13 protein-coding genes are annotated in these 13698 nt (G+C 70.4%); 12 read left to right on the forward strand and 1 reads right to left on the reverse strand.

The window, feature by feature from the left end:
- Positions 1–24: 24 nt before the first annotated feature.
- The 10 genes from BIU96_RS12200 to BIU96_RS12245 all read left to right on the forward strand — a co-directional run bounded on the left by BIU96_RS12200 (position 25) and on the right by BIU96_RS12245 (position 8812).
- Positions 25–1467, forward strand: a complete 1443-nt coding sequence (locus BIU96_RS12200; RefSeq protein ID WP_071292887.1) for a sugar porter family MFS transporter — start codon at positions 25–27, stop codon at positions 1465–1467.
- A gap of 312 nt (positions 1468–1779) precedes the next feature.
- Entirely contained in the window at positions 1780–2721 is a 942-nt protein-coding gene (gene rpsB / locus BIU96_RS12205; protein ID WP_071292888.1) for a 30S ribosomal protein S2, read from the forward strand.
- 99 nt (positions 2722–2820) lie between these two features.
- Entirely contained in the window at positions 2821–3648 is an 828-nt protein-coding gene (tsf, locus tag BIU96_RS12210) for a translation elongation factor Ts (protein ID WP_071292889.1), read from the forward strand.
- Positions 3649–3756: 108 nt separating this feature from the next.
- Positions 3757–4476, forward strand: coding sequence for a UMP kinase (pyrH, locus tag BIU96_RS12215; protein ID WP_071292890.1), 720 nt, complete (start codon positions 3757–3759; stop codon positions 4474–4476).
- 47 nt (positions 4477–4523) lie between these two features.
- Positions 4524–5078 carry a ribosome recycling factor gene (frr, locus tag BIU96_RS12220; protein WP_071292891.1) on the forward strand — a complete coding sequence of 185 codons (555 nt, stop codon included), beginning with the start codon at positions 4524–4526 and terminating at the stop codon, positions 5076–5078.
- The gene (locus BIU96_RS12225; RefSeq protein WP_083402871.1) at positions 5078–6073 is read left to right on the forward strand and encodes a phosphatidate cytidylyltransferase; all 996 of its coding nucleotides are present in this window, start codon (positions 5078–5080) and stop codon (positions 6071–6073) included. Before frr ends, BIU96_RS12225 begins: the two co-directional genes overlap by 1 nt.
- 65 nt (positions 6074–6138) lie before the next feature.
- Entirely contained in the window at positions 6139–6687 is a 549-nt protein-coding gene (locus BIU96_RS12230) for a DivIVA domain-containing protein (RefSeq protein WP_071292892.1), read from the forward strand.
- Between the two features lie 60 nt (positions 6688–6747).
- Positions 6748–7740, forward strand: coding sequence for a lytic transglycosylase domain-containing protein (locus BIU96_RS20265; protein ID WP_254786128.1), 993 nt, complete (start codon positions 6748–6750; stop codon positions 7738–7740).
- A gap of 12 nt (positions 7741–7752) precedes the next feature.
- Positions 7753–8058, forward strand: coding sequence for a hypothetical protein (locus BIU96_RS12240; protein ID WP_071292893.1), 306 nt, complete (start codon positions 7753–7755; stop codon positions 8056–8058).
- Between the two features lie 16 nt (positions 8059–8074).
- Positions 8075–8812, forward strand: a complete 738-nt coding sequence (locus tag BIU96_RS12245) for an alpha/beta hydrolase (RefSeq protein WP_071292894.1) — start codon at positions 8075–8077, stop codon at positions 8810–8812.
- Between the two features lie 65 nt (positions 8813–8877).
- On the opposite strand, the gene BIU96_RS12250 is transcribed toward BIU96_RS12245, so the two are convergent.
- Positions 8878–10722, reverse strand: coding sequence for a hypothetical protein (locus BIU96_RS12250; protein ID WP_071292895.1), 1845 nt, complete (start codon positions 10720–10722; stop codon positions 8878–8880).
- A 185-nt stretch (positions 10723–10907) separates the two neighbouring features.
- Between BIU96_RS12250 and BIU96_RS12255 the strand changes: the two genes are divergently transcribed.
- Entirely contained in the window at positions 10908–12644 is a 1737-nt protein-coding gene (locus tag BIU96_RS12255) for a hypothetical protein (protein WP_071292896.1), read from the forward strand.
- Entirely contained in the window at positions 12641–13672 is a 1032-nt protein-coding gene (locus BIU96_RS12260) for a tetratricopeptide repeat protein (RefSeq protein WP_071292897.1), read from the forward strand. The genes BIU96_RS12255 and BIU96_RS12260 overlap by 4 nt, the downstream gene beginning before the upstream one ends.
- Positions 13673–13698 lie beyond the last annotated feature (26 nt).

Raw genomic sequence — 13698 nt, forward strand, 5'->3', positions numbered from 1 at the left:
ACGGCGGCAGAACCCAGGAGCATCGTGTCGAACGCGACCACGCAGCACGGCGAAGACCGTGCGTTCAAGGGGAAGGTCACGCTGTTCGCCATCGCGGCAGCGGTCGGCGGGTTCCTCTTCGGATTCGACTCGTCCGTCATCAACGGTGCGGTCGACGCCATCAAGGGGGAGTTCGACCTCTCCGAGGGCGCGAGCGGCTTCGCCGTCGCCTCGGCCCTGATCGGCTGTGCCTTCGGCGCCTACTTCGCCGGTCGGCTCGCTGACCGCTGGGGTCGCACCCGGGTGATGTTCTGGGCGGCGGTGCTCTTCTTCGTCTCCTCGATCGGGTCCGGCTTCGCGTTCGCCACGTGGGACTTCGTCCTGTGGCGCCTCATCGGCGGTCTCGGCATCGGCACCGCGTCGGTCATCGCCCCGGCCTACATCTCCGAGGTCTCCCCGAAGGCGATCCGTGGGCGGCTGGCCTCGTTCCAGCAGCTCGCGATCACGCTCGGTATCTTCGCCGCGCTGCTCTCCGACCAGTTCTTCGCGGTCACGGCGGGCAGCGCCTCCGCCGAGGTCTTCGGGCTGCCGGCCTGGCGCTGGATGTTCCTCGTCGGCGTGATCCCGTCGGTCGTCTACGGCATCCTGGCGATCACGCTGCCGGAGTCGCCGCGCTTCCTGCTCGCGAAGGGTCGAACCGACGACGCGCGTGAGGTGATGACGAAGATCGTCCCGCGCGACACGGTGAACACCAACCTCGAGGAGATCCAGGACGGCATCAAGAAGGAGGCCAACGAGAAGAAGGGCTCCATCCGGGGCAACCGCTTCGGTCTCCAGCCCATCGTCTGGGTCGGCATCATCCTGGCCGTGCTGCAGCAGTTCGTCGGCATCAACGTGATCTTCTACTACTCGACGACGCTCTGGCAGGCCGTCGGGTTCAAGGAGAGCGATTCGTTCCTCATCTCGACGATCACCTCGGTCGTCAACGTGGCGGTCACCTTCATCGCGATCTTCCTGGTCGACAAGGTCGGTCGGAAGCCGCTCCTGGTTGCCGGTTCGGCGGGCATGTTCGTGTCGCTGACGATGGTCGCGATCGCGTTCTCGCAGTCCACCATCGTCGACGGTGCGCCGAGCCTGCCCGGCTCGTGGGGCGTCATCGCGCTGATCTTCGCGAACCTCTTCGTGGTGTCGTTCGGCGCCACCTGGGGTCCGCTCATGTGGGTCCTGCTCGGTGAGATGTTCCCGAACCGCATCCGTGCGACGGCGCTCGGCGTCGGCTCCGCGGCGAACTGGATCGCGAACTTCATCGTCACGATCTCGTTCCCGGTGCTCTCCGGCTTCAACCTCACGGTGACCTACGGCATCTACGCCCTGTTCGCCCTGCTGTCCCTGTTCTTCGTCATCGCGAAGATCCCGGAGACGAAGGGTCGCTCCCTCGAGGAGATGGGCATCACCGCCGAGGGCGAGACCGTCAACGCCAAGTCCTGACACACCCAGATCACCGGACAGGAGGCCCGGATCACGTGAGCCGATCGGCGCACGTGATCCGGGCCTCCCGTCTGGTACGATCTCTCCAGCAGTGCGCTGATGCGCGCTGACTTCGCGTGTCCACAGGGTCACCGACGGGGCACCCTCAACGGGGCGCCGTCACGGATCCGGCAACCGACCACCGGTCCCGCTCTCACGAGCGGGCGGTCGCGTGCCAGGGCACCAGGGATCACGACCTCCGGTCGTGCTCGACACAACCGCAACAGGGGCACAGCAGCGCTGTGCGCCGAGAACACAGAAGGAGGACGGCACATGGCCGTCGTCACCATCCGCCAGCTGCTCGACAGCGGCGTCCACTTCGGACACCAGACCCGTCGGTGGAACCCGAAGGTGAAGCGCTTCATCCTCGCCGAGCGCTCGGGCATCCACATCATCGACCTCCAGCAGTCGCTGGCCTTCATCGACCGTGCGTACGACTTCGTCAAGGAGACGGTCGCGCACGGCGGGACCATCCTCTTCGTGGGCACCAAGAAGCAGGCGCAGGGCTCCATCGCCGAGCAGGCGACCCGCGTCGGCCAGCCGTACGTCAACCAGCGTTGGCTCGGCGGTCTGCTCACGAACTTCCAGACGGTCTCCAAGCGCCTCGCGCGCATGAAGGAACTGGAAGAGATCGACTTCGACGACACGACGAAGGGCTTCACCAAGAAGGAGCTCCTCATCAAGAAGCGCGAGCTGGACAAGCTCCACAAGACCCTCGGTGGTATCCGCAACCTCACGCGGACCCCGAGCGCGCTCTGGATCGTCGACACCAAGAAGGAGCACCTCGCCGTCGACGAGGCGCAGAAGCTCGGTATCCCGATCATCGGGATCCTCGACACCAACTGCGACCCCGACGAGATCACCTACCCGATCCCGGGCAACGACGACGCGATCCGCTCCGTCGGCCTCCTCACCCGCATCGTCGCCGACGCCGCGGCCGAGGGCCTGAAGACCCGCCACAACGGTGGCGACGACGAGGCAGCTGCCGAGCCGCTCGCCGAGTGGGAGCAGGAGCTCCTCGGTGGCGAGACCGCGACGCCGGCCGCCGACGCCGCACCCGAGGGTGAGACCGTCGAGGGCAGCACCGTCGAGGAGAACGACGCTGACGCGCAGGTCGCAGCGAAGGAGATCGGCGAGCCGATCCCCGACGAGGCGAAGAACGCGGAGCCCACGGCCGAGGCCGAGGCCGCAGCGGAGACCACCCCCGCCGAGTGACCACCGGGGGCGCCGGGCCGATCGGCTCGGCGCCCCTTTCCTCTCTCTCGCGAACGCACAGTTCGCTACGAACGCTCAGTCCAGAAAGGACTCCAGTCAATGGCCAACTACAGCCTTGCTGACGTGAAGAAGCTCCGTGAGGACCTCGGGGCCGGCATGATGGACGCCAAGAACGCCCTCGTCGAGGCCGACGGCGACTACGACAAGGCCGTCGAGCTCCTCCGCATCAAGGGCGCGAAGGCCGTCGCCAAGCGCGACGACCGCGCGACCTCCGAGGGTGTCGTCGTCGCGACGACCGAGAACGGTGCCGCCACCGTCGTCGAGCTCGCGAGCGAGACCGACTTCGTGGCGAAGAACGAGCGCTTCACCTCGCTCGCCGACAAGGTCGTCGCCGCGGTCGCCGCCGCCGGTGCCGCCGACGTCGCAGCCGGCAACGCCGCGCCGCTCGACGGCAAGACCGTCGCCGAGGTCATCGACGAGAACGCCGCCGCGCTCGGCGAGAAGCTCGAGCTCCGCACGGTCACCCGTGTCGAGGGCGAGAACTTCGAGGTCTACCTGCACAAGACCAGCCAGGACCTCCCGCCGCAGATCGCCGTCGTCATCGCCTACTCGGGCTCCGACGCCGCCGAGGCGCGCTCGATCGCGCAGCACGTCGCGTTCGCGAACCCGACGTACCTCACCCGCGACGAGATCCCGACCGAGGCCATCGAGAAGGAGCGCGCGACCGTCGAGGCGATCACGCGCGAGGAGGGCAAGCCCGAGGCCGCCCTGCCGAAGATCGTCGAGGGTCGCCTCAACGCGTACCGCAAGCAGGTCGCGCTCCTCGAGCAGGACTACGCGAAGGACAACAAGATCTCCGTCGCGAAGGCCGCCGAGAACGCCGGCATCACGATCCAGGGCTTCGCCCGCGTCAAGGTCGGCGCGTAACGAACCCGTGACGGGGTCAGGAACCAATCGGTTCCTGACCCCGTTTTCGCGCCCCGGTCGGGCCGCGAGTAGATTCCCACGAGACATCCGACGAAGGGCCTGGAGCACATGACGAACGAGAAGACCGGCCGCCGCCGAGTCCTGCTGAAGCTGTCGGGAGAGGCGTTCGGCGCCGGCTCGCTCGGGGTGAACCCGGACGTGATCAGCACCATCGCGAAGGAGATCGCGGCCGCCGCACAGGACGTCGAGGTCGCGATCGTGGTCGGCGGAGGCAACTTCTTCCGCGGCGCGGAGCTCTCGCAGCGCGGCATGGACCGTGGCCGCGCGGACTACATGGGGATGCTCGGCACGGTGATGAACGCCCTCGCCCTGCAGGACTTCCTCGAGCAGGCCGGTGCCGCCACGCGCGTGCAGTCGGCGATCAGCATGACCCAGGTGGCGGAGCCCTACATCCCGCGGCGTGCCGAGCGGCACCTCGAGAAGGGCCGCATCGTGATCTTCGGTGCGGGCGCGGGCCTGCCGTACTTCTCCACCGACACCGTCGCGGCCCAGCGCGCGCTCGAGATCGACGCGCAGGAGGTCCTCGTCGCGAAGAACGGCGTCGACGGCGTCTACACGGCGGACCCGAAGAAGGACGCCACCGCCGAGAAGCTGCACCACGTCACGTACCAGGACGCCCTGCTCAAGGGGCTCAAGGTGGTCGACGCGACGGCCTTCTCGCTCTGCATGGACAACGGCATGCCGATGCACGTCTTCGGCATGGAGGGCGACGGCAACGTCGCGGCGGCGATCCGGGGCGAGCGCATCGGCACCGTGGTCAGCAACTGACCCCCGCCGCTGACTAGACTCGACGCCAGTACCGAAGGAGAACCACCGTGATCAGTGATGTCCTGACCGAAGCCACCGAGAAGATGGCGAAGGCGGTCGAGGTCGCCAAGGACGACTTCTCGACCGTCCGAACCGGCCGCATCAACGCCGCGCTCTTCCAGAAGATCCCGGTCGAGTACTACGGCACGCCGACCCCGCTCGCCCAGCTCGCGTCGCTGCAGACGCCCGAGGCCCGCACGCTCATCGTGACGCCGTACGACAAGTCGGCGCTCAAGGAGATCGAGCGCTCGATCGCGACGTTCCCGAACCTCGGCGCCAGCCCGTCGAACGACGGCGAGATCGTGCGCGTCACGATCCCGGAGCTCACGCAGGACCGCCGCAAGGAGTTCGTCAAGCTCGTGCGGAGCAAGGGCGAGGACCACAAGGTCGTCATCCGCAACATCCGCCGCCGCGCCAAGGACGACCTCGACGCGCTGAAGGGTGAGATCTCCGACGACGAGATCTCGCGTGGCGACAAGGACCTCGAGGCCCTGACGAAGAAGCACGTCGATCAGATCGACGACGCGCTGAAGAAGAAGGAAGCCGAACTCCTCGAGGTCTGATGCCCCGTCCAGACCAGGGCGGCGATGACCGCCCCACAGCACAGAAGCGTTCCGCCAAGGGGCTGCGCCAGGACTTCGATGCGCGGGCACGAGCTGCCCGCACGGACTTCGAGGCGCAGCTCCGGCAGCGGAAGGCCGACTTCGGCGCCCGCAACGAGGCGCTGACGGCGCGCACGGGCCGCAACCTGCCGGCGGCGATCGGCATCGCGCTGGCGTTCGCCGTGGTGATGCTCGGGTCGCTCCTCATCTGGCCCCCGTCGTTCATGGTCGTCGCGGCGCTCCTGCTCGGCGTCGGCGTGTACGAGCTCGCGAGCGCGATGCGGTTCGCCGGGCGTGACGTGCCGCGCATCCCGAGCGTGCTCGTGGCGGTGGGCATCGTGCCGGCGGCGTTCCTCGGCGGACAGATCCCGGCGCTCTTCACGCTCCTCGGCGGCATCGTCTTCATCAGCCTGTGGCGACTCGTCGAGGTCGCGTTCACCCGGCCGAAGCCGCCGGCGGGCAACGTCTTCCGCGACCTGACGAACGGGCTGTTCGTCCAGGCGTACATCACGCTCCTCGGCGCCTGCGTGGTCCTGCTCTCGGCGCAGCCGGACGGTCCGCTCTGGGTGATCGCGTTCATCGTGGTCGTCGTGGCCGTCGACACCGGTGCGTACGCCACGGGGCTCAACCTCGGCAAGCACCCGATGGCGCCCCGGATCAGTCCGAAGAAGACCTGGGAGGGCTTCGCCGGTTCCGTCGCCGCGAGCATCCTCGTCGGCATCATCGTCACGTGGCTGATGCTCGGCCTGCCCTGGTGGACGGGCGTCATCCTCGGTGTGCTCATCTCCGGCTCGGCGACGCTCGGCGACCTGACCGAGTCGATGATCAAGCGCGACCTCGGCATCAAGGACATCTCGTCTTTCCTGCCCGGGCACGGCGGTCTGCTCGACCGGATCGACAGCATCCTGCCGTCTGCCGCGGTCGCCTACGTGGTGTACCTCATCGTCAACCACTGACCGGCTGAACGACCTGCACCGCGCGTCCAGGTCACACCCGGGTCCGGTCCTGGCAGAATGTCGCCGTGGCCACCACCTTCCCGAACGCAGACCGCTCCGCCCTCGGATACGACGTCGACGAGGTCGAGCGTTTCCTCGAGGACGCGCGTCGTGCCTACACGGCGAACGACAGTGCCCCCGGGATCGAGGCGGCGAAGATCCGCGCCACTGCGTTCTCGATGCGCAAGGGCGGGTACTCGACCGCACACGTCGACGCCGCCCTCGAGCGCCTCGAGGACGCCTTCGCCGCCCGGGAGCGCGAGCGTGAGATCGCCGACATCGGACAGAAGGCCTGGTACGCCGAGGCCCGTGCGAAGGCCTCCGACGTCGTCGCCCGCCTGGAGCGTCCGGACGGCCAGCGCTTCAGCCGCGTGAGCTTCCTCGGGACCGGCTACCACCCGAAGGACGTCGACGCGTTCGCGAAGCGGCTCGGGGGCTACTTCAAGGAGGGCAAGCCCCTCAGCCTGACCGAGGTCCGCTCGATCGTCTTCCGTCCGAAGCACGGTGGCTACCGCGAGGCGCAGGTCGACGCACTGCTCGACGCCGTCGTCGAGGTCATGCTCGCCGTCCGCTGACGACGCGCTGGTCACGGATGCTTCGCTTTCCGTGATCGTTCCGTTATCCTGATCGAACTCATGGGCAGGCACACGGCAGACATCAGCTCCGACCGCGACACCAACGAGCACCTCGGCCTCACGGCCGCCGGTGAGCGCCGCGCGGCACTGAACCGAACCCGCACGGCGGAGAACTCGGTCCTCCCGGCGAACCCGCAGGTCGCGACGGCATCCGTGCCGACCGCCCCGGTGAGCGCCCCGAAACCGTTCAGCGCGCCGAAGTCGGTCGCTGCCGAGCGCGTGTCCGACACGCCGCTCGTCGCCGCCGCAGCGCGTGCCGCCACCCCGTCGGACCCGCGCATCGTCAAGCAGCGTCGCGCCCGAGCGATCACGGCGCCGTCCAAGCCGACCGCGATCCGTGGCGTGAACACGTTCATGCGCAAGCGCGCGACGATCCCGGCACTGTCCTTCTTCGCCGTGTTCGGGTTCGTGGGCGGGTCGCTCTTCAACCCGATGCAGCCCGACGTCGCGCAGGCAGCGGTCTCCGCACCCGTGCTCGTCAAGGCCCCGGCCGAGCCGCAGCAGTACACCGCGCACGGCACCTACGCTGCGTTCGACGTCACCCGCGACGCGTACGGCGTGACCGTGCCGAAGCCGAAGGTCGTCGAGAAGCCCAAGGTCGAGGCGACCACCGACGCCGACACCGACGACGCCACCGCCGACAAGCCGGTCAGCGCGGCGAACACGCTCGCAGCGACCGCCGCGACGCCCGACCCGGGCAGCGCGCAGGCGATCGCACAGCAGCTCGTGACGGCCCGCGGCTGGGGCGCCGACCAGTACAACTGCCTCGTCTCCCTCTGGAACAAGGAGTCCGGCTGGCGCGTCAACGCCTACAACCCGAGCGGCGCGTACGGCATCCCGCAGGCCCTGCCGGGCAGCAAGATGGCCACGGCCGGGGCCGACTGGCAGACGAACCCCGCGACGCAGATCACCTGGGGGCTCAACTACATCTCGGGTGTCTACGGCACGCCGTGCGGCGCCTGGGCTCACAGCGTCGCCAACAACTGGTACTGATCGGCACGTCGGGTGCCGCGCAGCAACCGGCCGCGGCGACCCCGTGGCCGCGTCTTCGGTCCTGAGGAGGAGTCGGCTGGTCTCGACCGGCTGATGAGCTCGTGGAAGCGCACCGAGGTCCGTCGCGGGCGCGAGTACCTGGTGCAGCCGATCTCGGCAGCCTCGGCGCAGAAGGAGTACGTCTGCCCGGGCTGCGGGGGAACGGTGCTGCCCGGGGTCGCGCACGTCGTCGTCTGGCGTGCGGACGGAGTCCTGGGCGACGAAGCCGACCTGGCGTCCCGCCGCCACTGGCACAACCACTGCTGGAGCATCGCATGACCCCCGAGACGACCGCGTGAGCGCCGAGACGGCGGAGATCCGCTCGAACACGGAGCTGCCTGCCCGGCGCACCGACGTCGAGCTCGTGACCGACGACCACCTCACGCTCGTGGGGGAACTCGCCGAGCCGCTCGACCGCCCGGCCCGCGGCACGATCGTCACCCTCCACCCGCTGCCGACCGCGCACGGCTTCATGGACTCGCACGTGCTCAAGAAGGCCGCGGCCCGCCTGCCCGCCCTGGCGGACATCGCGGTGCTCCGCTTCAACTTCCGGTCGGTGACCTCACCGCGGGGCACCTCCGAGGGGACCTTCGGCGACGGCGTCTCCGAGGGCTTCGACCTCCGGGCCGCCGTGGCGGACGTCGTCGACCGGGGTCTGCCGACGCCGTGGCTGGTCGGCTGGTCGTTCGGCACCGAGGTGATCCTCAAGCACGCGCTCGAGCACGTCGAGGCCGGCAACGTCGCTGGTGTCGTCCTGCTGTCCCCACCGCTGCACCGCACCAGCGACGAGGAGCTCGTACGCTGGGCCGACGTCGCGGTGCCGGTCGTGGCGCTCGTCCCCGAGCACGACGACTTCCTGCAGCCGGACGAGGCGGCCCGCCGCTTCGCGACGGCACCGAACGTCCGTGTGGTCCCGGTCGAGGGCGCCAAGCACCTGTGGGTGGGGGAGCGGTACGTGCGCACCGTGCTCGACGCGATCGCGGACCTCGTCGTGCCCGGCAGCGCGCCGTTGCCGACGCACCTGCCGCACTAGCAGCCGGCCACCCGGGCAGGCGACCCGACCTGGAGGCGCGGGGCGGGCCTCCAGGCCGGGTCGCGTCAGCGCGTGGTCGCTGCTGCGTCCTCGTCGGCGTCGTCATCGGCCCCGGCGCCCTCGGAGGCCGTCCCCAGCAGGCCGGTCGCGTGCGTCAGCACGCCCCGCAGGTTCTCGAGGTAGCCGGCCACGGCGTCGCGTTCGGTGCGGATCGCAGCGAGGCGGTCCTCGGACTCGGCGATGACCGCGGCCGTGCGCTCCTCGGCGTCGGCCACCATCTTGTGGACGCGGTCCTGCGCGTCGGCGACGATCGTGCGGGCGTGTTCCTGCGCCTCGGCGGTGCTGCTGCGCTCGAGGTCGTCGGCCTCCTGCTGCAGGCGCTCGGCACGCTCCCGGGCCTCGGTCGCCCGCCGCGTGGCCTCGGCCAGCTGGAGGTTCGCCTCGTCGAGGTACCGCTGCGTCTCGGTCACCGTCTCGTGGTGCTTCTGCAGGTAGTCCTGCTCGGCGTCGTCGCGGCGTGCGGCGAGCTCGGACTCGAGCGTCGTGCGTGCCTCGTCGCGTTCCCGGGCGATCTCGGAGCGGACCTCGTCGCGCTCCTTCGCCAGGTCGGCCCGCGCCGTGTCGATCTCCTGACGGAGCGCGGACCGCTCGGTCTCGAGGGCGCCGAGCTCGGCGGTGCGGCGGTCGGCGATCTCGGTGTCGACCTCGGCGTGCTCGCGTTCGCGGCGGGCCGCCAGTTCGTTCTCGTGCTCGCGGGCGGCGCGCTCGGCCTCGGCTGCGGCCTCGACACGCTCGCGCTCGATGCGGGTGGCGTGCTCGTCGAGCTCGCGGGCGATGCGGTCCGCGGTCTCCTGCACGAGGCGCTCGTTCTCGGCGCGGGTCTGCTCCTCGTCGACGCGGAGCTGGGCGCGGGTGGCCGCGATCTCCTGCTCGAGCGCCGCGCGGGCGCCGGCGAGCTCGCGGTCCCACTCGGCGCGTGCGGCGGCGAGTTCCTCGTCGAGGACGCGGCGACGTTCGGCCAGTTCGGTCTCGAGCTCGGCACGACGACGGTCGACCTCGGATGCGAGGTCGGCCCGGCCGGTCTCGAGGGCGAGCGCGTGGGCCTGCTGCTCGTCGTCGCGTTCGCGGTGCCAGGCGGCGCGGCCTTCGGTGACCTCGCGGTCGAGGGCGTCGCGGCGTGTGCGCTCCTCGTGGTCGAGGTCCTCGACCCGGCGGGTGTGCTCGGCCTCGAAGACGCTGCGACGGTGCTCGGTCTCGCGGTCGAGGTCGGCGGCCGCCTGTCGGGCGTCGGCGGACTCGCGCTGGGCGAGTTCGCGCAGCTCGGCGACCTCGTGCTCGACCTTGGCGCGCAGCGCGTTGGTCTCGCGGATCGCGACGGAGCGGACCTCGGCTGCCTCGGTGACGGCGGCACCGCGGACCGCGGCTGCCTCGTTGCGGGCGTCCTGCACGAGCAGCCCGGCCTCGGCGCGGGCGCGCTCGATGGTGTCGGCCGACTCGGCACGCGCGCGGGTGAGTTCGTTGGTCGAGCGGGTGCGAGCGTCCTCGAGGGTGTCGCGGGCTTCCTCCTGCGCCTCACGCAGGGTGCGCTCGGCCTCGGACCGGCTCGATGCGCGGAGGCGCTGCGCGTCGATGTCGGCCTGGCTGATGAGGCGGGTGGACTGTTCCTCGGCGACGCGGAGGGTGGACTCGAGGCGCGTGCCGAGTCCGCTGTACGTGGGGGTGCCGGCCTCGTCGAGCTCACCCTGGAGCTCGGAGACGCGGGACTGCAGGAGACGGATCTCCTTCGCGGCGTCGGCACGGTCGTTGTTCGACTTGATGAGCTCACGGCGCAGGTCGTTCAGGGCACGGTCCACGTCGTCGCGGCGGTACCCGCGCAGCTCGGTCCCGAACTCGGCCTCGTCGTTCGCCACGTGTTCGCTCCTGGGTGCTCGGCGGAGGGCCCGATCCGGCCCGGGCACGATTGTAGTGGCGGGCTCGGACGGGTGGCTGTGACCGGGGACAGCGGTGGGGGATGCGACGTCCAGGCTCGCTCGCTATCCTGGAGCGCTGATTCGCGCGCCGTCACCCCCACCCCGGCGCGGTAGGGAGAAGATCCGTGCGATTCGTCCTGGCGATCGTCAGTTTCGTCATCGGTCTGGTGCTCGTCGCGCTCGCGGTCGGACAACGGACGGTGTTCGAGCCACCGTCGTCGCTCGTCGCGGCATCGTCCTCGAAGAGCTCGGCACCGGTCACGGTCATCCCGGGCTCGACGCTCAACGCGAACCCCGGCTACCAGCGCATCAACGTGTCCGGGTCGGGCAAGGTCTTCGCCGCCTACGGCAAGTCCAGCGACGTCGACGCGTGGGTGGGTGACGCCGAGCACACGACCATGCGGTTCGATGCCGAGCAGGACCGCCTGGTCGGCAAGACGACCGGCAGCGAGTCGAGCGTCCCCGACCCCGCCGGCAGCGACCTCTGGTACCAGGAGTACGACGGCGCTGGTCAGTTCACCGTCCGTCTGCCGAAGGACGTCTCCGTGATCATCGTCGGCGACGGCACGTCCGCGGCGCCGAGCGACGTCTCGGTCACCTGGCCTCGTGACACCGCGACCCCGACCGTCGGCCCCCTCCTGGTGGCCGGCGGCGTCTTCCTGGTCGGCGGGCTCGTCCTGCTCGTCTGGGCGTTCGTGCACCAGCGCCGTGGCCGTGGCCCGCGTCGGCGCAGCGGCGGTTCCCGTCCGCCGCGCGTCCGTGCCTCGCGTCGTGCCGCAGCCGCCGGCGCGCAGGTACCCGCCCGCGGTCGCCGCGGACGTCGTGCCTTCGTGGCGATCCCGGTGCTCCTCGTCGGTGCCCTCGGCCTCGCCGGGTGCTCGTCCGACTACTGGCCCCAGGGGAGCTCGGCCGCGACGCCGACGCCCACCGCCACAGCGACCGGAGCCGCCGCGCAGTCCGAGCCCACCGCGGCGACGAAGCAGCAGATCAGCCGCATCGTCGACCGGGTCGCCGCCGTCGCGAAGCAGGCCGACGAGACGCGTGACGCACGCCTCGCCGGAGGTCGCTTCACCGGCGCCGCGCTCGAACTGCGCGAGGCCAACTACACGATCCGCGGCAAGGACGCGAAGGTCGAAGCCCCGCCGGCCATCTCGGCCGACCAGGTCTGCGTCGCGCTCCCGCAGCAGACCGACTCGTGGCCGCGCACGGTCTTCGCAGTCGTCGCCGAGGACTGCGATGCCAAGTCCGCGCCGCAGGCCCTGACGCTCGTGCAGGACTCCGCACGCGACGACTACAAGGTCGCGTACGACGTCTCGCTCGAGGCCGCGGCGAAGATCCCGAGCCTGGCGCCGACGTCGATCGGGGCCGCGCTGCTCGCGCCGAACACGAAGCTGCTCTCGATCGCCCCGGACCAGATCGGTCGCGTCTACGGCGACATCCTGTCGAAGGACAAGGACAGCACCTACGCGTCGATGTTCGAGGCCGACGGCGACGGGCTCCGCTCGACCATCGGCAAGGCGTACAAGGACAAGAAGTCGAAGTCGATCCCGCCGACGGCGAAGATCGAGTACTCGTCCGAGGTCCCGGCCGACAGCGCCGTGGCGATCGCGACCGACGGCGCCGGTGCGCTCGTGTCCGCCGAGCTCAACGAGATCGAGAAGGTCACGCCGACCGCGGCCGGCGCCGAGGTGAACACCGAGGGCGCGGTCAAGGCGCTCTCCGGTGTCGACTCCAGCACGAAGGGCATCACCGCCACCTACGGCGTGCAGCTGCTCTTCTACGTGCCCCCGGTGGGCACCGATGACAAAGTGGTCCTGCTCGGATTCACGCAGGGCCTGACAGCAGCGAGTGAGGTGCAATGACCAACGTCCCCCCGACCCCGTCCGGTCTCCGCGGAGCCGTCGACCTGTCATCCCTGGTCGACCGCGCGCAGCGGCCGCAGCAGCCGTCCGCCGGTCCGGCGGGCGCCCCCGCCCCTGCCGGAGCCCCCGGCACGCCCGGTGCCCCTGGCACGCCCGGCGCCCCCGGCACCGAGAACGGCGCTGACCTCACCGTCCCGTCGCTCGTCCTCGACGTCACCGACCAGACCTTCCAGGACATGCTCCAGCTGTCCTCGATCGTCCCGGTCATCGTCGACATCTGGGCCGAGTGGTGCGGACCGTGCAAGCAGCTCTCGCCGATCCTCGAGCAGCTGACCGCCGAGTACGACGGCCGCGTCCTGCTCGCCAAGGTGGACGCCGACACGAACCCGCAGCTCGTGCAGGCGTTCCAGGCGCAGTCGATCCCGACCGTCGCGGCGCTCATCGGCGGACGCCCGCTCGGGCTCTTCGTCGGCGCGCTGCCCGAGGCGCAGGTCCGCGACGTCTTCGAGCAGGTGCTCGCCGCCGCCGAGCAGAACGGCGTCTCCGGTCGTGTGACCGTCGACGGCGCGGCCCCGGCCGACGCGGTCGAGCAGGGCGAACCGGAGCCGGAACCCCTGCCGCCGCACCACCAGGCCGCGTACGACGCGATCGAACAGGGCGACTACGCCACGGCGATCCAGGAGTACAAGACCGCGATCCTGCAGGACCCGCACGACCAGATGGCCGTCGCCGGGCTCGCGCAGGTGTCGCTCCTCGACCGGTTGAACGGACACACCGCCGACGACATCCGTGCCGCCGCGGCCGCCGGGCCGTCGGACGTGTCGGCGCAGCTCGCCGTCGCGGACCTCGACATCTCGGGCGGTCACGTCGACGACGCCTTCGGGCGCCTGCTCGACCTGGTGCCGACGGTCTTCGGTGACGACCGGGAGGCCCTGCGCGTGCGACTCGTCGAGTACTTCGAGCTCATCGGTGCGGAGGACCCGCGCGTCGTCGCGGCCCGCCGTCGTCTGGCGAGCGCCCTGTACTAGACACACGCAGACGACGGACGGGAGGC

The organism is Curtobacterium sp. MCBA15_008 (assembly GCF_001865065.1).
Taxonomy (GTDB): domain Bacteria; phylum Actinomycetota; class Actinomycetes; order Actinomycetales; family Microbacteriaceae; genus Curtobacterium.